Raw genomic sequence first — 21,329 nt, 5'->3', positions numbered from 1 at the left:
GACGGTGAACCGCGCTCGCTTCGCTCGCGGATGCTTGTGACCCTGCTCAGCTGTCGATGCCCAGCCCCGCGTGCCAGGCGTCGGCGCCGGATTCCTCGACCCGCTCGTCCATCTTCGCGAGCAGCGAGACCGCCAGGCTGGCCGTGCGGGCCGCACGGCGCTCGCCCTCGACGCGGAACTCCCCCGTGGTGCGGTCGGCGTAGACCGTACAGACCGCGCCCGCACGGAGCCCGTAGATGTTCGCGAGGGTGAGGATGGCGCTCGCCTCCATCTCGAAGTTGAGCACGCCCGCCTCGACCAGCTCCTCGATGTCGCCCTCGCTGCCACGGGCCCGGAAGCCCTCGAAGCCGTCGCGGCTCTGGCCGGCGTAGAATGAGTCCGTAGAGGCCGTGAGCCCGACGTGGTAGTCATAGCCCAGCCGCTCGGCCGCCGCGGCGAGCGCGGCGACGACCGCGTGGTCGGCCACCGCGGGGTAGTCCTCGCGGACGTACTCGCTGCTGGTGCCCTCCTGGCGGACCGCCCCGCTGGTGATCACGAGGTCGCCGACGTCGGTCTCGGGCTGGATCCCCCCACACGAGCCCACGCGGACGAGCGTGTCCGCGCCCACCCGAGCCAGCTCCTCGACCGCGATGGCCGCCGAGGGGGAGCCGATCCCCGTCGACGTGACCGAAATCGGCGTTCCGTCGTACGTTCCGGTCGCGGTGCGGTACTCGCGGTGGTCGGCGACGACTGCCGCCTCGTCCCACTCCTCGGTGACCTTCGCCACGCGCTCCGGGTCGCCGGGCAGGAGGACGGCGTCGGCCACGTCGCCTTCGCGAACGTCCAGATGGTACTGCGCCTCGCTCTCGCCGACCTCATCGTCCTCGCTGATGTCCGCGTCGCCGCCCGAGCTGCCTTCGTCCCCGCTCATGCGTCCAGGTGCTCGCGGGTGATGGTATCCGGCAGCAACTCACCCAGGCGATGCGTGGTCGGCTCCTCGCCGTCACAGACGACCGGAAAGTCCTCGCCGCAGAACTCCGCGAGCGTCTGGCGGCACATCCCACAGGGGGTGACGCCGTCCCGGGCGGCCGAACTGACGGCGAGCGCCTCGAAGGAGCGGTGACCGTCGGCGACCGCGCTCCCCACGGCGACCTCCTCAGCGTGGAGGCTGTTGGAGTAGTTGGCGTTCTCGACGTTACAGCCCGTGTAGACGGCCCCGTCGGCGGCCCGGAGCGCGGCCCCGACCGCGTACCCCGAGTAGGGGACGTACGCGGCCTCGTGGGCCTCCCGCGCCGCGGCGAGCAGCTCCTGCATGACCCGGTCCTGGGGCCGGCCGGGCAAATAGCCACCGCCCTGCGGTTCGTGCGGCGGCCGGCTGCCGCGGCGGAGGAGCGGCCACGTCCCGGGGACGCCCGCCGCCCGACGAGTCAAGGGCGTCCGGCACGTACGCCGGGTATGGCGCAGCGGTCCCGCCTCGAACCGCCCGCGAGCCTCGTCGACTGGGGCATCCTCGTCTCGGTCGCAGCCCTCGTCGTGACCGGCCTGGTGAGCCTGGTGACCGGCACGCCGGCGGGCGCGTGGCTCTTCGTCGTCCACTCCGTGGGCGGGCTCGTCCTCGCGGTGCTCGTGGGATTCAAGCTCCGGCGGGTCCGGCCGCGAGTGACCCGGTCGGAGGCCTGGGACCGGGGCACGCCGGTCTCGATACTCCTCGCCGTCCTCGCGCTCGGCGCACTCGCCACCGGCGTCTACTGGGTGTTCGCGGGCCTGGTGTGGGTGGGACCCTTCACCCTTCTGACCGTCCACATGGGCCTGGGGCTGCTGGTCGTTCCCGTCATGCTGTGGCACTTCCGGCACCGCTTCCGGTGGCCCCGCCGGGCCGAGGTCGACAGGGAAGGGCGGCGCAGCGCGCTCCAGTTCGGCGCCCTGCTGGCCGGCGGGACGGTCCTCTGGCGGCTCCAGCAGGTCATCGCCGGCGCGGGCCGCCGGTTTACCGGCTCGAAGCAGGCCGGCGGTGCGGACAACGACTTCCCCGTCACCTCCTGGGTCGCCGACGACCCCGAGCCCGTCGACACCGACGAGTGGCGCCTCTCGGTGGGCGGCGCGGTCGGGTCGCCGACCGAGTACCGCTACGACCAGTTGCTCGACGCGGCGAGCGAGGAGGAGACCGCGGTGCTCGACTGCACGAGCGGCTGGTACGCCGAGCGGGAGTGGCAGGGGGTTCGGGTCGGCGACCTGCTCGACCGCGCGGAGCCCGCTGCGGAGGGCGAGTGGGTCCGCTTTCGCTCCGTGACGGGCTACAAGTGGTCGGTCCCCATCGAGGAGGCCCGCGAGTGCCTGCTCGCGACCCACGTCGGCGGCGACCAGCTCACCCACGGCCACGGCGCTCCGCTCCGATTGGTGGCGCCCGGCCGGCGGGGCTTTCAGTGGGTCAAGTGGGTCACGGGCGTCGACGTAACGGAGCGGGAGGACCTCTCGCAGTGGGTCGCCATCTTCGTCAGCGGCCTGTAGGGCTCACGCCTGGACGGCGGCCTCGACGTGCTCCCGGACCGTCGCGACGAGCGCGTCGACGTCCTCGCTCTCGGCGTAGACGCGGACGTAGGGTTCGGTCCCGCTGGGCCTGACGAGCGTCCACGAGCCGTCGGGCAGGTCGAGCCGGACGCCGTGGTCGGTGTCGACTGTCGCCTCCGGGAACACGTCGGGGAGGGACCCCTCCAGGTCGGCCATCGCCGCGGCCTTCCGCTCGTCGGGGCAGGGGACCGACTCCTTGCGGTAGGGCCGCTCGGTCACCGGCGCCCGGAGGGCATCCAGCCCCTCGGCGGCGACCAGCCGGGCGAAGACGGCCGCCGAGGCGACGCCGTCGATCCACCCGCCGAGTCGGGGGTGGATGTGCTTCCAGGGCTCGGCGGCGAAGGTGACCTCGGTCCCCTCGTCGCCGTCCGCGCGGGCGCTCGCGACGCCCTCGTGGAGCGCCCCCAGCCGGACGCGCTCGACGCGCCCGCCCGCGGCCCGCACCCGCTCGTCGACCCGCCCCGAGGCGTTGGGCGTCGTCACAACCACGGGGTCGGCGGCGTCGCTTTCCCGGGTGTAGTGCTCCGCGAGGATGGCCAGGACGGTGTCCTCGTGGACCACCTCGCCGTCGCCGTCGACGACCACGACCCGGTCGGCGTCGCCGTCGTGGCCGACGCCGAGGTCGGCGCCGTCGGCGACGAACGCGCGCAGGTCCGCGAGGCTCTCGGGGGTCGGCTTGGACTCCCGTGCAGGAAAGTGGCCGTCGACGGTGGCGTTCAGCGCGCGCACTTCGGCGCCGGCGCTCGTCAGGGCCTGCGGGGTCGCGAGGCCCGCCACCCCGTTGCCGCAGTCGACGGCTACCGTCAGCCCGTCGGCGTCGGCACCGTGACCGGCGGCGTACTGGACGACGGTCCGCCGATACCGCTCGAGGACCTCGACCCGCTCGGCCCCGCCCCACTGGTCCCAGTCGGCGACCCGGGCGTCGACGCAGTCCTCGACGGCCCGCTCTGCGTCCCGGTCGTACTCCTCGCCGTCGACGAACAGCTTCAGCCCGTTGTCCGCCGGGGGGTTGTGGGAGGCGGTGACCATCACACCGCGGCGCCCGCGGGAGGCGAAGGCGAGTGCCGGCGTCGGGAGCATCCCGGCGCGGCGGACGTCGGCCCCGCCGGCGAGCAGGCCGGACGCGACGCCGGCGGCCAGCGCCTCGCCGGTCTCGCGGCCGTCGCGGGCGAGGACGAACTCGCCGCCGTCTGCGGCCGTCGCGGCCGCACGCCCGACACGGACAGCAAGCTCCGGCGTCACCTCGGTGACCGGTCCACGGATCCCCGCCGTCCCGAACAGCTCCATGCCCACGCTTTAGCAGCGGCCCACAAATATCACCGCGGTTCCCGACCGCCGGGTCCAGAGTGGCAGCGACACCGGCGACTGGCGGCGCGGGAGGCGGAAGCGTGGAGAAAACGCCGAGGCCGGCGCGGTCAGCCCGCGAACTCGTCGAGGTCGTGGTCGGAGATGTCGACCCCTTCGTCAGTGACTTTGGCGATGAAGATGCCGTTGCCGGAGCCGGTGTCCCGTTCGGCGGCCGCGGAGACGCCGGCGGCGGCCACGTCGACGGCCTCCTCGACGCTCATGTCCGGTTCGTAGCGGTCCTCGAGGGTACCGTAGGCGACCGTCAGCCCGGAACCGGTGACGGTGTAGTCGTCCTCCATCACGCCGCCGGCGGGGTCGATGCTGTAGACGTGGGTGCCGTCCTCGTCGACGCCGCCGAGGATGGGGTTGATCGCGAGAAAGGGGCCGCCGCGGGCGAAGTTGCCCGCGAGCGTCGCCAGCGCGTTGATCGACATGTCCTTGCCCCGGCGGGCCTCGTAGAGGTTCGCCTCGGCGCGCAGCGTCCGGATGAAGGACTGGGCACCGCCCACCGAGCCCACGAGCGTGAGCGCGGCCGTCGGGTGGATCTGTTCGACCTTCTGGACGTTCTTGTTGGAGACGAAGCGGCCGCCCAGCGAGGCGCGCTTGTCCGTCGCCACCACGACGCCGTCGGCGGCGGCGATACCGATGGTCGTCGTGCCGGTCTTGTTGACCGTCCGGTCGTCCTCCTCGCGGTCGCCCCCCTGCTCGGGCAGCGACCCGAGTTCGGGCTCGTAGGGGCCGTGGTCGAACTTGGCCGCGGCGGGGTGGCGCGGCGGCGTGATGTCGTTGTCCTGCATTACCCGCTTCTAGCGGTGGCGGCGGGTAATAACCTTCGGAAGAGGGTGCCAGCCCGGACCGGCCGGGCGGTGGGGCGGTCAGGCGGCCTGCTCGTAGGCCGACCCCAGCCGGCTGACCACGCGGTGGACGGGCAGTCGGAGGCCGGCCCGGCGGGTCAGGACCGCCACCGGGAACAGGAGGATGCCGGCGAGCAGGCTCAGCTGGTACAGCACGAACAGCGCTGCGGTGTACAGGCGGGATGCCATCGGTGTGAGCCGTACCTCGGCTGCCGGTAGTATATAAACCTATCGGGCGAACGGACGTGATGATCTGGCCGCTGTCTTGCGGTTTGCTCGAACCGGCGTCGGGACGGGTGGGCGGGAGCGGCGCGAGTCGATAACGGCGTAATCGAGCGGGAGGAAACCGGCGACCTCTCCATAACTTATGCGTTGTATCGGGGTGACGTGCGCGGCGGCAGACGTTACCGACCGGGGGGCCGATAGCCGGGAATCCACCGCCCGTCCCCGCCGGCAGGAATCCAAAAGAGACGTGTAGGTGGCCGGGCGACATCCTGTATGGATTACACGGTCGTGCTGGAGGCCGCCTGGCTGGTTCACGACGTCTCGGACATCGACGACGCTATCGGCGTGGCCGTCAGCGAGGCCGGCAAGCGGCTCAACGAGGAGGAGATGGACTACGTGGAGGTCGAGGTCGGCTTCACGGACTGTCCGGCCTGCGGGGAACCGTTCGACTCCGCCTTCGTCGCCGCCGACACCGCGCTGGTGGGGCTGGTGCTGGAGATGGACGTGTTCAACGCCGAGAGCGAGGAACACGCCCAGCGGATCGCGAAAAGCGACATCGGCGGCGCGCTCCGGGACGTCCCGCTGAAGGTCGTCGACACCATCGAGACCGGCGAGGGCGACGAGTAACCCGCTCCCCGGCCAGGGAGCCGGTCGGTGGGTTTTTATATTACTGTCGCGCATTTGCAGACATGGAACTCCCGACGCCGGAGGACCTCCGGGAGCGCCGGACCGAGCTGGAGCTGACCCAGAGCGAGCTCGCGGACCGGGCCGACGTCTCCCAGCCGCTGATCGCCCGCATCGAGGGCGGCGACGTCGACCCGCGACTCTCGACACTGCGGCGGATCGTCGACGCCCTCCAGGAGGCCGAGGGCGGTGTCCTCCGCGCGCAGGACCTGATGCACTCCCCGGTCGTCAGCGTCGCCCCGGACGACTCCGTCCACGAGACCACCGAGCTGATGAACGAGAAGGGGTACTCCCAGGTTCCGGTGGTCCGCGAGGGGTCCCCTCAGGGGCTTATCGGCACCTCGGACATCCGCCAGCGTCCGGAGGAGAACGTCGGTGACCTCCCCGTCGCCGAGGTGATGGGCGAGTCGATGACGGCGGTCGAGCCCGACGCGACGCTCGATGCCGTCGACAGCCACCTCGACCACAACGACGCCGTCCTGGTCGTCGAGGACGGGGAAACCGTCGGGATCATCACCGAAGCCGACGTCGCTCGCCACATCTCCTGACTGCGCGGCCGGGCTACGTCCCGCCGGAGTCGCCGTCCGAGCCGGACCCGCTCCCGGGCAGCGAGAGCTCCTGCACGCCGACGCCACCGTCCGCCTCGCGGACGAGCGCGACCAGCGACTCCGGGGTCTCGACCACCACCGCCTCGCCGCCCTCCCAGTTGACGTTGTTCCGGATGACGTTCTGGCAGACGACCGTCCCCTTCCGGGTGGGCTGGTCGTGGCGCGTGTGGCCGACGACTTGCGGGGGTGCGTCCGCCGGCAGGTGGGCGAAGTCGAGCCACGCGACGCCCGCGCCGGGGCCGCGGCCGGTCCGCCCGCCCAGGCCGAGTACGTCGGGATAGGCCTCGATGGCCGCAAGCTGTGCCCCGCGGTCCTCGGGTGTCCCGATGGCGGCGCCGAGGTCCCCCGCAGCGGCCACCAGCTGGTCGTTCAGCACCCCCGGGTCGTAGGGGTCGGGCCGGCCGGCGTGGGCGTAGGTGACGCGGTACCCCCCGTAGGCGGCGACGACGTGACCCGCCCGGACCCGGTCGACGAAGGCCCGGCGCTCGGCGGCCGAGCGACTCCCCGAGTACCACCCGCCCCAGCCGAAGCGGTCGGGCGTGAGAACCCCCATCTCGTGGTTGCCGAAGGTCACCCGGACCCGCTCCGGGCCGGCCTGCGCGAGCAGGCGGGCGACCGTCGCCACGACGCGGTCGCTGTCGGCCCCCCGGTCGACGAGGTCGCCGTTGAACACCAGCACGTAGTCGTTACCGGCCCACTGGAGACGTCCGTCCGGTCCGGGCTCGACGACCGGCTCGTAGTCCGGGTGGTCCGAGAGAGTCAACAGCGCGCTGCGGGCCGCCCCCAGATAGCCGTGGATGTCGCTGATGCTGACAACCGTCGGCGCCCCCGCGAGTCCGCCGACGGCGTCCCGGGCGGGCCCGTCAACCGTCTCGATCCCCTCGGTCTCGTCCAGCACGCGCGGTCACGCTCCGGGCGACGGACGGCGGTCCGCCACCAGTCGGTCACAGCGACGGGAGGGGCTCACAAAAGCGTACCCCCCGTATCGGCCACGCGAGCCGGGCCGTCAGCGCAACGAAAGCCCGCGGACCTCCACGACACCGCCCTCCTCGGCCTCCTCTACGGTCCCGACCACGCGCGCCTCCCCGTCGGCATCCACCAGCGCATCGGCCTCGGCTGGCGGGAGGGAAGCCACGAAGCCCGTGCCCATGTTGAAGGTGCGGTGCATCTCCGCGTCGCTCACGCCGCCCTCCGCCTGAACGAACTCGAAGACGGCCTGGGCGTCGAAGGGGTCGGTCACCTCGTAGCGGTGGGGACCCATCCGCGTCAGGTTCGTCCAGCCACCGCCGGTGACGTGGGCGGCCGCGTGTGCGTCGTGGGCCCGCAGCGGGTCGAGCAGGTCCGTGTAGATGCGGGTCGGTTCCAGCAGCACCTCGGCGATAGTCCGGTCCGGGTCGGGCGGGAACGGGTCGGTGTACTCGTGGGCGCGGGTGACCGCCTCGCGAGCGAGCGTCAGCCCGTTGGAGTGGATCCCCGAGGAGGGCCACCCCACGAGCGCGTCGCCGGGCTCGGCCTCGCCGGGGAAGAGTCCGTCCTCCGGCGCCAGCCCGGCGGCGGTGCCGGCGATGTCCAGCCCGTCGATGATGTCGGGGAGAACGGCGGTTTCGCCCCCGACCAGTGCGACGTCGGCACGCTCGGCCCCGCGGGCCAGCCCCTCGCCGAGCTGTTCGGCGGTCTCGTCGTCGGGCACCTCGACGGCGAGGTAGTCGACGAAGGCGACCGGCCGGACTCCCTGTGCGACCAGGTCGTTGACGTTCATCGCGATGCAGTCGACCCCGACCGTCGAGTAGTCGCCGACCGCCTCCGCGACGAGCAGCTTCGTCCCCACCCCGTCGGTCGCCAGCGCGAGGTACCGGTCGCCGATGTCGACGAGGCCGGCGTAGTCGCCCTCGAACTCCCCGACAGCGCCGACCAGCGCCGCGGTTGCGGCCTCGCTGTCGGCGATGTCGACGCCCGCCTCGGCGTAGGTGAGCCCCTCCGGCTCCCCGCCCTCGGTTCCGTCGACGTCCCCGTCGGCGGTGTCGTCACTCATAGCCCAGGGGAGCGACCACCGGGTGAAAAGTCCGTCGGGTCGCCGGCTGCCGTCAGTAGCCGCCCGCGGGTGCGGACATCGACGCGACCCCGCCACCCATCCCGCCGGTCTGGTTGGCCTGCTGGAGCAGGGTCTGGGTGTCGCCCTCGACCGTGATGACGACCGCGCTGTCGTTTTGCTCCGCGCCGACGCTGTTGATCCCTTCCTCCTGCTCGAACTGCGGGCCGAACCCCTCGACGAGGTCGGTCAGCCCGGTGTCACCGGCGGCCTGAGAGCTCTCGTAGGCGATGACGACGGTGAACGTGGTCGTCTCGCCCTCGAGCGCCATCCCGAACCCGCCGGCGCGCATCCCGTCGACGTAGGTCCGGGTCTGGGAGTCCGCCATGGCGGAGTACTGGTCGATCAGGTCGGGGTCGCCGACCCCGCCGAAGCGGGCGGTCGCGTCCCCGACGTTGTCCGCGACGGTCGTGGCGTACTCGTTGTTCCCGCGCAGGCGGTCGGCGTTGCCGTTGCTGGAGTCGATGGCCGTCTCGACGGCATCCCGGCCGGAGGAACTCGTCGACGTGCCCGAGGCGAAGGCGAAGCCGGCGACGAGCGCCCCGTCGCCCACACCGACCGTGGCCGACCCCGAGGCGTCCGGACCCATCTGCTGGCCCACCGTGGTGCTCTCGTAGAGGGTGTACCCCTCGTACTCGCCGACCTGGCTCGAGTCCGGCTGGCTCTCGATCTCGTCGGCGATCGCGTCCCGGTCGAAGGAACCGACGACCGCGACCGAGCCGGCGCCGCTCCCGGAGTTGTCCATCATCGAGACGCTCCCGCCGCCGACGCCGGACAGGAAGTCGATGTCCTCGGGATTGACCGGCGTGCTGGAGTCGGTCTGTTCGAGGCTGTTGCGCGTGTCCTCGGGGAAGAACTCGCGGTTCTCGTAGATAGTGGCGTAGTCCATCGACCCGAAGAAGACGTTCGGCGACTCGCCGAGCACCGACGGGTCGTACTGCCAGGTCGCGGGGCCGGAGTCAGCGGAACCGTTGCCGCCGCCGAGGAGCCCGCCGGAACAGCCCGCGAGTCCGGTCGAACCCATCAGCGCAGCGATGCCGCTGGCCTTCAGGACTGCACGTCTGTTGGTTTCCATACAGCTAATTGCAAAGGGAGTTATAAATACTTTCTCTCTCTTTTCCACCACGGAACCCGCATACGGAGGGCCGATCACCCTGACGGCCACAAGACATTTCACTCCGGGTGGCCGGATTACGCCGGCCCTACCGGCTGGCTGCCGCCCGCGTAAGAGTTCCCTTCAGCCGGAAGCGTCGGGTCGTTCGAGCGGCAGGTCCGGCCGGGCCTATCGTAGGTCTTGAAAGCCATTGCACACTCGACCGCACGACTGCAGTGTGGTCGGTGTGTAAATGCTTCAAGACCTACGATAGCTACAGGGCCGGGAGGAGCGGTCCGAACAGGACGACCGCCGCCACGCCGGCAGTGAGCGCGAAACTGACTGCGAAGACCGGCGTGCTCCAGTCGAGGACCGTCCGCCCGTCCAGGGGGCCGAAGGGGATCATGTTGAACCCCGCGAGCAGGATGTTGACGACGAAGCCGAGGTTCCCGACGGCACCGACGAGCCCGTCGGCGAGGAGGGCGACCGCCAGGAACCCGGCGGCGAGAATCGCGTTGACCGCGGGACCGGCAAGTGCGATGAGGCCGTTCTCCCGGGGGGTGATGCGGCCGCGGTGGTGGACGGCACCGGGCGCGGCGAACAGGAAGCCCGCCAGCGCCGAGACCACCGCCAGCCCGAGCATGCTGTAGTCGGCACGGAACTCGGCGGCCTGGCCGAAGCGGACCGCGGCCACCTTGTGGGCGAGTTCGTGCAACAGGAAGCCGGTGCCGACGACGACCAGGCTCTCGGCGGCGATCCGGAGGAGCACGTCCGGCTGGACGAAGCCGGCGAGCAGCCCGCGGAGCAGCCCGCGGTTGAAAAAGAGCGCGAAGGCGACGGTCAGCGCGAGCCAGGCGGCGGCGAAATCCCGGAGTTCACGCCGCGAGAAGCGGATGCGGGCCGCGCCGTCGCGGGTCACGTCAGCGCCCCCCAGATGGCCTCGGCGCTGCGCTGGGCCCCCTCTATCATCAGCCCGGCCAGCGCGTCGAGCCCGCCGATGTCGGCCGAGAGGTAGGGGAGGAGGACGGTGGCAAAGAGGATGCTCGCCACGAAGCTACCGATGTTGGTCATCGCGACGACGAGGATGAGCCGGAAGAGGGGGACCTGCTTCATCGACCGGAACAGGTCGGCCAGCGGCTTCTCCTCGTCGGCCAGCAGGTCGTTGAGCCGGCCGATGTCGCCGACGCTGATGTCCAGGTATCGGAGTTCGACGTAGCCGGCGAACCACCCCGGCGCGAGCAGGGGGTTGACGCTCGTGAGCCACGCGACCGCCCCGCCCACGGCCGCGCTCGGCCAGTGGGCACCCGCAGCCAGCGCCAGCCCCGCGGCGACGATACCGTTGACCAGAAACCACACGCCAAAGAGGGTGAGCAGGTACCCCTGGCGGACGCCGGCGATGGCGAGCAGGACGAAAAAGGCCAGAAAGCCGAGCGTGAACAGCGAGCCGACGGCGGTGTAGAGGGCGCTCTTCCACCGCGAGGAGGACGGTTCCCCGGTCAGCGACGCCGCCGGCGGCAGCGTCTCCGGGTTCGCGAGATACCCCTCGATCCCCTCGCGGTGACCCGCCCCGACCACGGCCACCACGTGGTAGCCGGCCTCCCGGAGCGCCACCAGTCGGTGGGCGATGTAGGCGTCCCGTTCGTCGATCAGCGCCTCCGCCCCGCCCGGCGAGAGCCGCCGGAACTCCTCCATCATCGCCGACACCACATCAGTGTCGGTCAGCTCCTCCATCTCCAGTTCGCCGTAGTCGGTGCCCGTGTCGCCGAGCGCAGAGAAGACGAGCACCAGCGGAACCCCGACGACGGCGGCGACCACGCCGGCGACCAGCAACAGGTCGACGACGGTCGCGCCCAGTCCGACGAGCCCGCCGACCACCGGAACGCCGACACTCAGCGGCGGAACGAGCAGCGGCCCGGCCAGGATCTCCGCGGGGAGTGCGAGGAAGGTCCCGACCGCGAACCCGACACCCAGCCCGGCGGTGACGGGGCCGACAGTGCCGACCAGGAGGGTCGCGAACAGGCCGGCCTTCTCGCGAAAGCGCAGTCGTGACCAGAACCGCCTGACGGTCAGCTGGATGTCGCGGTCGACGAGCGCGACCCCCAGCCCCAGCCGCTCGGCGGTGTCGACGGCGGCCATCATGTCCGCGCCGGGCTCGACGTCGAAGCGCTCGCCGAGTTTCGCCTGGATGTAGGAGAGCAGCCAGTAGGCGATGAACTGGAAGACGGTCCGGCCGCGGATGAGGTCTTTCGGGTCGATGTCGTCGGGCTCGCCGCCTTTCAGCCGGCGGTAGCGGGACTCGTCGAGTTCCACTGCGACGACGTCCGGCCGCTCGCGATCGATGGTCTCCTCGACCTCCCGGACGCTCTCCTCGGAGACGTGGGCGGTGCCGACGACCGTCACCGACCCCTTCCCGTCGCCGGGCGGCCGCATCGGCGACGCGGGGTCGACGACCTCGACGTCGCCGGTCCCGGCGGTGTTTCCGGGCGGCCCGCCAGCGGCGTTCCCGTCGTCGACCGGCCCGCCGGACGACCCGTCGGCCGGGTCGCCGTCCGGCCCGCTGTCTGTCATTGCCCGGTGTAGCGGGCCGGCGGGTTTACACGTAACGGCATCGGCCGCCGAAGGGACTTAGTCGTGGCCGCCGTGACTCCGGTATGGCCCTCGACGTCGCAGTGCCCGACCCGCCGGAGCTGGAGGCGATGGACCCCAACGAGTACGAGGACGCGGAGGTCGTCGGCGACACCGACTACCGACGCGAGGAGATCGAGTCCTTCCTCCGTGAGGGGGCCTGGGAGGAAGCGTTCGCCGAATGGGCCGCCGACACGGGCATGACCGAGGAGGATTTCGCGGTCGTGCGCGACCTGGACCTGCTCGGGCGCTTCGATTTCTTCTGGGATTCCCACGCCGACCGGGTGGGATATCACGCCCCCGGCCTGCCGGAAGACTGGAAGGAACGGGAGATCCACCCCGACATCGACTCCTGGGGGACCGTCTCGGCGATCAACGCCGGCCTGACCGAACTCGGCCAGGTGGTGTGTGACGTGCTCAAGGCCGACTACATCGACTGGGAGACAGACTACGAGGCCCCCGACGACCTGCCGGACTTCTGAGCGACTCTGTGGACCGAGGGTGCGTCAAGCCCGAAAGGGGTTTCCGGCGGGGTCGCCGTGTCCGGGGTATGAGCCTCGAGGAGCTGACCGGGGATATCGAGTCGACGTACGGCGACCTGGGCGAGGAGCTACCGGTGGACCTGGACCGCGAGACCCGCAACGAGCTGGCGATGCTCGTCGCCGCCATGGAGCCCGAAGACCCCGACGAGCTGGTTCGGCGGGCGGTCCACATGCTCTTCCAGACCGCCGTCGAGACCGGCACGCTCGATTTCCACCTCCGGAGCGGCTACGACGTCACCTACGACGAATACCTCTCCGGAATGACCTTCGACGAGATGGGGGCGAGTTTTCCCCAGCAGGGGCAAAACGACGACCGCCGCTACCAGTTCTGAGCCGGCGACCAGGGAATCCCCGCGGCACGGATTCCCGCGGCACGGATGCCCGCGGCACGGATCCGGCGGCGTCGGCGCGACCCGGACCCGCTCAGGCGGCCGAGCCCAGCACGCCCAGCCAGAACATCGTCCCGAAGAAACCCGTGATAGCCTTGCCGATGAAGGTTCGGCCGTTGATCAGCGCGTCGAAAAACCTCCCCCCCTGTCCGACCTCGAACAGGCGCAGCGTGAACTCGATCTCGTTGACGAGAGCCCCGAGATTGAGAACGACGTCGATCAGCGAGAGCGGTCCGAGCAGAAAGTCGATGAGTAGCTGTTCGACTCCCATTGAAACCGGGCGCGGACGCCTGGAAAATGTATCCACCGGTTTCCGGGCCGGAGTAGCGGTCCCGGGACCTCACTCCAGGCGGTGGCCGTCCCGGGGGCAGTACTCGTGACGGTCGTCGGTCGTCCGGTAGTCACAGACCGGGCAGTGCCGGACCGTCGGCTCGGTGCGGTCGGCACCGCGTCGGAACAGGAAGGGGACGAACGGGACGAAAAAGAACAGAAAGAGGGTGTCGAGGGCGACCCAGGCGAGGGCGCTGACGAGCAGGCTCGCGGCGACGCCGACGGCAGCGGTCAGCAGGCGGCTGTCCATCGGTGGGGGACGGGTGGAGGGAAACGGGAGCCACAGGGAGTCCACGACACCGCCGGGACTACATCTCGACGTACTGGTCTTCCCACTCGCGGCGGGCCTCGATCTCGCGGGTGCCCCGGCGCGTCAGGCTGTAGAAGTTGGTTCGTCGGTCGCGCTGGCCCTTCTCCACGAGCCCCTTGTCGACCAGCGTGTCGAGGTTGGGATACAGCCGCCCGTGGTGGATCTCCTTCTCGTAGTACTCCTCGAGTTCGTCCTTGATCGCCAGCCCGTGGGGCTCCTCCTTCCCGGCGATGACGTACAGCAGGTCGCGCTGGAAGCCTGTCAGGTCGTACATCGGTGAGCTCTGCCGATCCGTACGTGTCTGATTATCTTAAATATGGCGTTTCAAATACGTAACCAGGCCGTCACTCGGGTCGAGCAAGGAAGCCAGGAGTCGTCCGGCGTGACTGGATATCGAGAGTACGGCCGAGGAGTTCTGAGCGGGGTAAATACACCGACGTGACACGGTAACTGAATATCTACGGGAGACGCCAGCTGCGGCGGCCGACCGACCCAGTCATGTACACGATATTATACGAGAGGGCAAGCGTAGCCGGACGGACGGGTCAGAATACTAGACGACGGAGCGGCGCGCGGCGGCCGGGTGGCGGAGCTGTCCTGGCAGCTGTCGGCAGACAGACGCGGCTGTGGCTCGCGAGCGTGCAGCGAAAGGAAAGCAAGTCACGCGGGCGGAAAAAGGCCCGCGTGAACGCTTGCCGCCCTGAATTGGTCCCCGCTGACGCTTCGGCCCTCCAAGCGAAGCGTCACCTGATACAACCGGGTTGATGAACTTAAACATGTCGGCCGCTCGGTTGACACGAACCGGGCCCCCGGGAGTCTGCCGTGTCGACCGGGCCGACGGGAGCCCCGGCGCCGCCGGCAGCGATGGCCGGCGCTTATGCCCGGCTGGCGCGTAGGTGGCGTATGGAGATACGCGGCGAGCGCGAGTGTACCGACTGTGGCGAGCGCTGGTCGTACTACGAGACCGGGGAGATACAGTGTCCGGCGTGTGGCTCGGTCAGAAGCGTCGGCGTCGGCGAGCGCGCCGAGCACACCGGCGGCGCGGTCGAACTCGACCTGAGTGAGGTGCGAAACGCGGTCGACACCGCCTCGACCGACGAGCTGGCACGGCGAGCCGGCGAGGCGTCTGCCGAGTACGTCCGTCGGGCGGGGTTCGTCCACGCCGGCCGGCTGGAGCCGCTCGACGACACGTATCTGGCGGCGGCGGAGCTGCGGCGGGTCGGGGCCGAACTCGCGCGCCGGATGCGGGTCGACGACGCGGCGGAGCTGTACCTGCTGGAGCTGCTGCGGACCGCCGACAGCGGCGAGCGCCCCGACCCGGAGGAGGTGCCCGCGGGGCTGCGCGCCGGGCGCGGGCTGGCGGTCGCGGCCGCGGCGGACGCCTACGTGAGCGACCTCCGGCGGGTGTACGACGACCCGGACCGCGAGGTGAGCCGGGTGCTCTCGGGAGTCCGCGCCGAGCGCAAGCGTGTCGAGGCGCTCGACGGCGACGTCGAGCCCGAGCGTGCGGAGCGGGTCGTCCGTGCGCTCCGTGACCTGCACGCTTACCTCGAGGCGGACGACGAGACGGCCCTCGCGCGGGCGCAGGAACGGGTCTGAGTCGAACAGGCCGACAGCGGAGTGGTTGGCCGGCAGGTCAGGGCAGGTCGACCTCGACGCCCGCGTCCTGGGCGGTCGCCTTCACCGTGTTGTACAGCAGCATCGCGCGGGTCATCGGCCCCACGCCGCCCGGGACGGGCGTGATGGCGCGCGCTTTCTCACGTGCGCTCTCGAAGTCGACGTCCCCGACGAGTTCGTACCCCTTCTCGGTGTCGGCATCGACGCGGTTGACGCCGACGTCGACCACCACGACCCCTTCGCTGAGCATGTCGCCGTCTATCATCTCCGGGGCGCCGGCGGCAGCGACGAGGATGTCCGCACCGCGGGTCTTCGCGGCCAGGTCGTCGGTCCGGGAGTGACAGACGGTCACCGTGGCGTTGCCGCCGGCGGTCTTCTGCATCAGGAGGTTCGCCATCGGCTTGCCGACGATGTCAGAGCGCCCGACGACGACGGCGTCTTTCCCCTCGGGGTCGACGCCGGCCGCTGCCAGCAGCTTCTGGATGCCGTGGGGCGTACAGGGCTTGAACCGGGCGTCGCCCGCGACCAGCCGGCCGACGTTCTCGGGGTGGAAGCCGTCGACGTCCTTCGCGGGGTCGATCCGACGGAGGACGCGGCGCTTGTCGACGTGGTCGGGGACGGGCATCTGGACGAGAATCCCGTTCACTTCGGGGTCTGCGTTCAGGTCGTCGATGGTATCGTATAGCTCCGCGGCGGGCGCGTCGGGGTCGATCCCGATGTCGCGGGCCTCGATCCCCACCTCCGCGCAGTCGTCCTGTTTCATCGAGACGTAGGTCTCGCTGGCGGGGTCCTCGCTCATCAGCACCGTCGCAAGCGTCGGCCGGGCCCCGGCGTCGGCCAGGCGCTCGATGGCCGCCACGAGCCCCTCCCTGACCTCCGCGGCGAGCGCCTCGCCGTCAAGTATCTCCGTCATGTCAGGGGGAGGGGGACGGCCGCTCTTGAACGTCCCGGAATCCCCGTCTGTCGCCGCCGGGTTCAATAGTTAGCGTCGGCCGAACGGGCCGCGTCACATGTTTGAAAGTACGGCTATGCCGGTGTGACGCCACCTGAGGGTATGAGCGAAGTCGACACGACGGGCGGGGCCGCGGTCCGCGAGACGTACGAGGAGTTCGAACTCCGGGACACGACGGTGGCGATGGTCTCGGATCCGCACAACGAGTACGCCTGGGTCCAGTCCTCGCTGACGGTCCCGGTCGAGCGCTGAGAGAGCACCCACCCGGCCGGCGACGTTTGGCTCTCATGGCAAACTATCATCCCTCTATAACGACAATGCCGTCACACGTAGCATGCACTCCAGAGAGGCGCGCACCGCAGCGCGACGGGGGGGCCGATGCCAGCAGACGTAGGCGACGCCGGCGACCGGACGGTCTCGTCGGTCGAGCGCCTGGAGTTGCTCGCAGAGCGGGTCGAGGAACGGCTCGTGGACGCGACGAGTCGGGCAGGAGTCGACCGGACGGTCCGTGACACCGTCGGAAGCGCCGGACCCGTCGAATTCGTGGCCGTCTTCTGCTACGACGACCGCGAGTTCACGTTCCGGACGGCGGCGGGGGTCGACGAGGAGACTGCCACGAGCCTCGTGCCCACCGAGGGTCCCAGCCCCGGCCTGCTCGCGGTCGGGCGCGAGCGCACGCAGGTCGCCGACCCCCGCGGGGAGAACTCCCCCACAGCCTGGCGGAGTCTCGCCGAGGAACGCGGGGTCGGAACCCTCGCGTTCGTCCCCGTCGCCCACCGGGGCGAAGTCTACCGCCTCCTGGTCGTCGGCGACGCCCGCCGGGACGCCTACGGAGTCCACGAGCGGGACGCGCTCGACGGGCTCGGGGCGGCGGTCGGACGGACCATCGGCTCGCTCCAGCACCGCAAACGCGAGCGAACGCTCGAGTTCCTGCAGGCGGCCGCCGAGCGGCTCGAAAGTGCGGAGACCGCCGGGACAGTCTACGAGACGGCGGTCGAAGTCGCGACGGACGTGCTGGACGTCGAGGCCGTCGGCGTCTTCCGGTTCGACCCCGAAAAGAACGTCCTCGAACCGGCGACCGTCACCGCCCTCCTCAGGGAGTTTTACGGCGACACGCTGACGTTCGGTCCGGGGAACGGCGACGCTCAGGTCTGGCAGGCCTACGCGACCGGCGAGACCCGGACGTTCGACTACCTCGCGGAGGCCGACCGGCTCGCGAACCCCGACACCGACGCCCGGAGCGCCGTCTTCGTGCCGCTCAACGAGCACGGCGTCCTCGTCGCTGCCTCGCGGACCCCTGGTACCTTCAACACCCGCGAGCGGACGCTGGTGGACCTGCTCGCCTCGACCGCGACGAGTGCGCTGGAGCGGGTGGCACACGAGCGGGCCGCGCGCGAGCGGGAGGCGACACTCTCCCGGCAGGCGAGCCGTCTGGAGCGGGTCGAGGTGGCCGGCCGGCTCGTCCGGGAGGTGAACCGGGTTCTCGTCCGCGCCCGCTCGCGCGCCGAACTGGAGGAGATGGTCTGCCGGCGGCTGACCGACGAGGCCTTCGCGTTCGCCTGGATCGGCTCGGTCCCGCCCGACGGCGACCGGGTCGAACCCCGGGCCTGGGCCGGTGACGGCGCCGGCTACCTCGACGACGCTCCGCTTGAGCTGAACGGGGGGGTCGGTGAACCGGCCGCGCGGGCGGCAGGCGGGGAAGCGACCTGCGTCGACGTGACCGACCACCTCCAGCGCAGCGAGTGGGCGCGGGCGGCGGCCGAGCGGGGGTTCCAGTCGGCGTGTGCGGTCCCGCTGACCGACCGCGGGGTCCAGTACGGCGCGTTGGCTGTCTACGCGACCGACCCCGGCGCCTTCGCCGAGATGGGGGAGACGCTCGTGAACCTCGGCGAGACCGTCGGCTACGGGATCAACGTCGCCGAGGCCCGGCAGGGTGTCCTCGCCGACCGGAGCACGGAGCTGGAGTTGCGGATCCCGGGCGGGGAGGGGTTCATGAATCTCGTGGCGGCGACGGCCGGCGAGCCGGTGAGCTACTACGAGCTGACGCCGGATGCGACTGGGTCGACCCGGCTCGTCTTCGCGCTGACCGACCCGCCGGTCGAGGAGCTTCACGCCCTCGAGGCCGGCTCCGTCGCCGTCGAGTCACTGACCGAGGTGAACAGTGGGGCGGAGTACGTGTTCCGGGTGACCGTCGCCGAGGGGAGCGTGGCGGCGACACTCCTCTCCTGTGGCGCCATCCCCGAGGACGTGGTCGCTCACCCCGGGGAGACCACGGCGACCGTCAGACTCCCACAGGAGCGGGATATCCGGGAGTTTGTCGCCCGGGTGAGCGACCACTACCCCGGGACGGAGCTACTCGCGCGCCAGGAGGTCGACGGCCCGGCCCGGACGCGCCGTAGCTTCGGGACCGACGTCGACGCCGCGCTGACCGACCGCCAGCTCGAGGTCCTGAGAACCGCATACGAGAGTGGCTTCTTCGAGTCGCCCCGCGAGACGACGGGTTCGGAGCTGGCCGAGCTGCTCGGGGTCTCGCAGCCGACGGTCACCCGACACCTCCGGGAGGGCCAGCGCCGCGTGTTCGCGCTCCTGTTCGACGACCCGGCCGGGACGGCGCGCTGAGAGGGTCACGGGCTCCGGCCGTCGCGGCCGGCGTTTCAGTAATTAGCCCCCCGTCGCGGGCGGCCGTTGGAATGCTAGCGAACGAATCCATACCCGACCGGCCCCGACGGGAGAGTGGCGACAGAAGGACGACGACCGGTCGAATGTCAGAGGCACGTCGGACGGTCCGGCTGTCGCCGTCTTACCACCCCACACCCACCCTGGACGGCGGAAGACTGGGCGACAGGAACGGTCTGGCATCGCAACTGGTTGTCCCGCCACCACCGCCGTCCTCGCTTTCCGTGCCACAGACAGCGCCCGTCCCGCAGTGAGACACCCCGTCTGTGGCGGGCCGTCGAGTCCGGCGTCAGGACGGGCAGGCCGACGCCGATATCGGCTGCCGGTCACGCCCCTGGTCGATCTCCCGGACCGCTCCCGACTCCAGGTCGACGAGCATCGCCCGTCCGCCGTAACCGTGGGTCTCGTCGTGGCCCCGAACGACGACACAGGAGACGTCCGCGGGCAGGTCGTAGCTGTCCGAGCGGGTGAAGGGCTGCTGTGCATGGGGGTGGAGTAGCTCGCGCCGGCCGAGCCGGGTACCGTCGAGTCGTTCGACCTGCCACCAGTTCGCGTAGCCCTCCTCGCCCTCGTCGTCGTGGTGCAGCGTCACGTCGAAGGTGTAGCGACCGCCGTCGGTCGTGACGTCGACGCCGACGACGTTGGCCTCTCGGAGGTCGAGGTCCCCTGTCCCGGGGTCGGTGTCTGTCGCGTCTGCATCCCCGTCGTCGGTCGCACCGCCGGGGGGAGTGTCCGTCTCCGACCCCGAGGTGGTACAGCCGGCCAGAGCGAGGACTACAGTCGCACCCGCGACGAGGTACCTCCGTCGACTCCGGAGTACAGGCGATCCGTCACCGGTACTTGCCATACCAGGGACACGGGTTACGGGGTCACAAAGGCGTTGCTGGACCTATCCGCCGACGAGGATAGCGCCTTTCATCCCCAGCCCCCTGTGTGGTAGACAGTAGTACCGGTACATCCCGGCTTCGTCGAAGACGTGCTCGTAGCTGAAAGGGGCTTCCTTGACGCCAGTCCCGAACGCCTCGTCGGTGTGAGTGACACTGTGCTGGGCTCCCTCACTCGACCACTCCCAGCGCACGGTCGTGCCGGACTCGACGCGGACCGCGGGCGGGTCGAACGCGAACGGACCGCCATTACCCTCCGCACCGACACGAACGGTGACTTCGTCTCGATCGGTTGCGTCGGTGACGCTGCCGTCGAAGTTGTTTGTCTCCGCCAGCCACTCCTCGAGACGACCCCGCTGTCCGACCCCCTCGACGGTCAACCGAGCCCTCGTCGCGTCCGTGCCTTCGCCGTTGTAGCGGCTCGTCAGGACGGTGTACTCCCCTGCATCCAGGGAGAGCGACACGCGTGCGCGCTCGCCGGGAACGAGTGTCCGGTCAACTGGCGTCCCGGTTATCTCGAATCCATGGACGACATCCTCCGACCGGAGGACGAACTCCACCGGGCGGTCGGACGGGACCGTCAGACCGTCCTGGTAGAACGGCTTGTAAAAGAACTGGCTAGCGGTCGTGTAGACCGTCGTTTTCGAGTCTGACGGGACAACGGCGGGGTCAGCCGTCTCGATACGCCTGACCGGCGTGGCAAGCGTTCGCAACGTCACCTCGTCGGTCGGTAGTTCTCTGCTGAACACCGCGCGTTGGTCCAGTAACTCCGGGCCGTCGAGGCCTGGCGAATCGTTGGCCGCCAGCCACGCCTCCAGGTCCTGTTCGGGGGGCGTCGAGTCGAACACCCTGACGACCGTCACGGTAGTCGATTCCCCGTCGAACCGGAGACCGAGGCCGTACGCCAGTTCGTCGGGAAACAGGCCCCGCTCCGGCCGCCGGTCCACCGTCGACCCGACCGGCTGGAGCCGCCGGAAGTCGGCGTCCGCGAGCCCGGTGAGGACCTCGTCCATCCCGGGCTGGTCGCGGTAGCCGTTGGCCTCACTGGTGCCAGCGGCTATGGAGCGTTCGCCGACAGTCGCCCGGTCCGCCGAAAGGCTCGGTTCGGCGACGACGACGGTCGAGTCGCGGAGGCCGGTCAGCTCTGTCCGGCTGTTCGTCGGGTCGCCGCTGATGAACCAGTCGGCCCCGCCTGGCGGGTCCGGGGCCGGGTCGTCGTCGTCGACAGCGTTGTCTCTGTCGTATGGCCCGACCACAGCAGTCGTTTGCGGACCGCTGGCTACAGCATCAAGCCGGCGGAAGTCGATGTCAGGGAGTTTGTACCTGACCAGCGTTTCGAAGAAACGGTACACCTGATTCTCGAGTTCGTCATCGACGGCGGCAACGCGTCGTGGGGCGACGGTGAAGGCTGGCGGGTCGGTCGCCGTCGTTACCGAGTCGGGAGCAGGAAGCCAGTCGATAGCCACGGGGGCGTCGGCAGAACCTCGTGTCGTGGTCCCCCCCGTAGCATCCGGTCCAACGAGGTCGGAGGCGCTCGAACAACCGGCGAATAGCCCG

General features: G+C 70.5%; 24 protein-coding genes. 8 read left to right on the top strand and 16 right to left on the bottom strand.

The annotated features are described in order from the left end of the window. Positions 1 to 46: 46 nt before the first annotated feature. Positions 47 to 910, bottom strand: coding sequence for a nucleoside phosphorylase (locus GN153_RS02465; RefSeq protein ID WP_159899423.1), 864 nt, complete (start codon positions 908 to 910; stop codon positions 47 to 49). Beyond that, positions 907 to 1,293 (bottom strand): cytidine deaminase, encoded by a 387-nt coding sequence (gene cdd / locus GN153_RS02460; protein WP_159899421.1) that lies wholly within the window; start codon positions 1,291 to 1,293, stop codon positions 907 to 909. The genes GN153_RS02465 and cdd overlap by 4 nt, the downstream gene beginning before the upstream one ends. Before the next feature lie 141 nt (positions 1,294 to 1,434). Between cdd and GN153_RS02455 the strand changes: the two genes are divergently transcribed. Then, positions 1,435 to 2,487, top strand: coding sequence for a molybdopterin-dependent oxidoreductase (locus tag GN153_RS02455; RefSeq protein ID WP_159899419.1), 1,053 nt, complete (start codon positions 1,435 to 1,437; stop codon positions 2,485 to 2,487). A 3-nt stretch (positions 2,488 to 2,490) separates the two neighbouring features. On the opposite strand, the gene GN153_RS02450 is transcribed toward GN153_RS02455, so the two are convergent. The 3 genes from GN153_RS02450 to GN153_RS17425 form a co-directional block, all read right to left on the bottom strand. After that, complete coding sequence (locus GN153_RS02450) at positions 2,491 to 3,834, bottom strand: phosphomannomutase (protein ID WP_159899417.1); 1,344 nt, start codon at positions 3,832 to 3,834, stop codon at positions 2,491 to 2,493. 128 nt (positions 3,835 to 3,962) lie between these two features. Further along, positions 3,963 to 4,691 carry an archaeal proteasome endopeptidase complex subunit beta gene (gene psmB / locus GN153_RS02445; RefSeq protein WP_159899415.1) on the bottom strand — a complete coding sequence of 243 codons (729 nt, stop codon included), beginning with the start codon at positions 4,689 to 4,691 and terminating at the stop codon, positions 3,963 to 3,965. Positions 4,692 to 4,769: 78 nt separating this feature from the next. Continuing rightward, a complete protein-coding gene (locus tag GN153_RS17425) occupies positions 4,770 to 4,937 on the bottom strand; it encodes a hypothetical protein (protein WP_201287795.1) in 168 nt (55 codons plus the stop codon). 309 nt (positions 4,938 to 5,246) lie between these two features. Between GN153_RS17425 and GN153_RS02440 the strand changes: the two genes are divergently transcribed. Continuing rightward, a complete protein-coding gene (locus tag GN153_RS02440) occupies positions 5,247 to 5,600 on the top strand; it encodes a DUF555 domain-containing protein (RefSeq protein ID WP_159899413.1) in 354 nt (117 codons plus the stop codon). A gap of 62 nt (positions 5,601 to 5,662) precedes the next feature. Then, entirely contained in the window at positions 5,663 to 6,205 is a 543-nt protein-coding gene (locus GN153_RS02435; protein WP_159899411.1) for a CBS domain-containing protein, read from the top strand. Between the two features lie 13 nt (positions 6,206 to 6,218). On the opposite strand, the gene GN153_RS02430 is transcribed toward GN153_RS02435, so the two are convergent. The 5 genes from GN153_RS02430 to GN153_RS02410 form a co-directional block, all read right to left on the bottom strand. After that, a complete protein-coding gene (locus tag GN153_RS02430) occupies positions 6,219 to 7,163 on the bottom strand; it encodes a metallophosphoesterase (RefSeq protein WP_159899409.1) in 945 nt (314 codons plus the stop codon). Positions 7,164 to 7,271: 108 nt separating this feature from the next. Next, complete coding sequence (gene purM / locus GN153_RS02425; protein WP_159899407.1) at positions 7,272 to 8,297, bottom strand: phosphoribosylformylglycinamidine cyclo-ligase; 1,026 nt, start codon at positions 8,295 to 8,297, stop codon at positions 7,272 to 7,274. A 52-nt stretch (positions 8,298 to 8,349) separates the two neighbouring features. Next, positions 8,350 to 9,429 (bottom strand): hypothetical protein, encoded by a 1,080-nt coding sequence (locus tag GN153_RS02420; protein WP_159899405.1) that lies wholly within the window; start codon positions 9,427 to 9,429, stop codon positions 8,350 to 8,352. A 292-nt stretch (positions 9,430 to 9,721) separates the two neighbouring features. Beyond that, positions 9,722 to 10,342, bottom strand: coding sequence for a metalloprotease (locus tag GN153_RS02415; protein ID WP_159899776.1), 621 nt, complete (start codon positions 10,340 to 10,342; stop codon positions 9,722 to 9,724). A gap of 20 nt (positions 10,343 to 10,362) precedes the next feature. Next, complete coding sequence (locus GN153_RS02410; protein ID WP_201287800.1) at positions 10,363 to 11,877, bottom strand: TraB/GumN family protein; 1,515 nt, start codon at positions 11,875 to 11,877, stop codon at positions 10,363 to 10,365. A 221-nt stretch (positions 11,878 to 12,098) separates the two neighbouring features. Here GN153_RS02410 and GN153_RS02405 point away from each other — a divergent pair, with 221 nt between their 5' ends. Both GN153_RS02405 and GN153_RS02400 read left to right on the top strand, forming a co-directional pair. Beyond that, positions 12,099 to 12,554, top strand: coding sequence for a hypothetical protein (locus GN153_RS02405; RefSeq protein ID WP_159899401.1), 456 nt, complete (start codon positions 12,099 to 12,101; stop codon positions 12,552 to 12,554). 68 nt (positions 12,555 to 12,622) lie between these two features. Continuing rightward, positions 12,623 to 12,946 (top strand): hypothetical protein, encoded by a 324-nt coding sequence (locus GN153_RS02400; RefSeq protein WP_159899399.1) that lies wholly within the window; start codon positions 12,623 to 12,625, stop codon positions 12,944 to 12,946. 91 nt (positions 12,947 to 13,037) lie between these two features. Here the strand turns inward: GN153_RS02400 and GN153_RS02395 are convergent, their stop codons facing one another. From GN153_RS02395 to GN153_RS02385, 3 genes are all read right to left on the bottom strand, one after another. Beyond that, positions 13,038 to 13,274, bottom strand: a complete 237-nt coding sequence (locus GN153_RS02395) for a hypothetical protein (protein ID WP_159899397.1) — start codon at positions 13,272 to 13,274, stop codon at positions 13,038 to 13,040. Positions 13,275 to 13,343: 69 nt separating this feature from the next. Then, positions 13,344 to 13,583, bottom strand: coding sequence for a hypothetical protein (locus GN153_RS02390; RefSeq protein ID WP_159899395.1), 240 nt, complete (start codon positions 13,581 to 13,583; stop codon positions 13,344 to 13,346). A 58-nt stretch (positions 13,584 to 13,641) separates the two neighbouring features. After that, positions 13,642 to 13,917 carry a PadR family transcriptional regulator gene (locus tag GN153_RS02385; RefSeq protein WP_159899393.1) on the bottom strand — a complete coding sequence of 92 codons (276 nt, stop codon included), beginning with the start codon at positions 13,915 to 13,917 and terminating at the stop codon, positions 13,642 to 13,644. A gap of 629 nt (positions 13,918 to 14,546) precedes the next feature. Between GN153_RS02385 and GN153_RS02380 the strand changes: the two genes are divergently transcribed. Further along, entirely contained in the window at positions 14,547 to 15,242 is a 696-nt protein-coding gene (locus tag GN153_RS02380; RefSeq protein WP_159899391.1) for a DUF7117 family protein, read from the top strand. 37 nt (positions 15,243 to 15,279) lie between these two features. On the opposite strand, the gene GN153_RS02375 is transcribed toward GN153_RS02380, so the two are convergent. Further along, entirely contained in the window at positions 15,280 to 16,173 is an 894-nt protein-coding gene (locus GN153_RS02375; protein ID WP_159899389.1) for a tetrahydrofolate dehydrogenase/cyclohydrolase catalytic domain-containing protein, read from the bottom strand. Positions 16,174 to 16,314: 141 nt separating this feature from the next. Here GN153_RS02375 and GN153_RS17420 point away from each other — a divergent pair, with 141 nt between their 5' ends. Continuing rightward, positions 16,315 to 16,464: a hypothetical protein gene (locus tag GN153_RS17420; protein ID WP_201287794.1), complete on the top strand. Its 150-nt coding sequence runs from the start codon at positions 16,315 to 16,317 to the stop codon at positions 16,462 to 16,464. 126 nt (positions 16,465 to 16,590) lie between these two features. After that, positions 16,591 to 18,831 carry a bacterio-opsin activator domain-containing protein gene (locus GN153_RS02370; RefSeq protein WP_159899387.1) on the top strand — a complete coding sequence of 747 codons (2,241 nt, stop codon included), beginning with the start codon at positions 16,591 to 16,593 and terminating at the stop codon, positions 18,829 to 18,831. 346 nt (positions 18,832 to 19,177) lie between these two features. Here GN153_RS02370 and GN153_RS02365 read toward each other — a convergent pair whose 3' ends face one another. Together GN153_RS02365 and GN153_RS02360 are read right to left on the bottom strand one after the other, a co-directional pair. After that, the gene (locus GN153_RS02365) at positions 19,178 to 19,735 is read right to left on the bottom strand and encodes a hypothetical protein (RefSeq protein WP_159899385.1); all 558 of its coding nucleotides are present in this window, start codon (positions 19,733 to 19,735) and stop codon (positions 19,178 to 19,180) included. 42 nt (positions 19,736 to 19,777) lie between these two features. Beyond that, positions 19,778 to 21,238: a halocyanin domain-containing protein gene (locus tag GN153_RS02360; RefSeq protein ID WP_236544737.1), complete on the bottom strand. Its 1,461-nt coding sequence runs from the start codon at positions 21,236 to 21,238 to the stop codon at positions 19,778 to 19,780. Positions 21,239 to 21,329: the final 91 nt, after the last annotated feature.

It is taken from the genome of Salinirussus salinus, assembly GCF_009831455.1.
Taxonomy (GTDB): Archaea; Halobacteriota; Halobacteria; order Halobacteriales; family Haloarculaceae; genus Salinirussus; species Salinirussus salinus.
The sequence above is the reverse complement of the archived record's forward strand: the minus strand, read 5'-3'. Positions and strand labels throughout refer to the sequence as shown.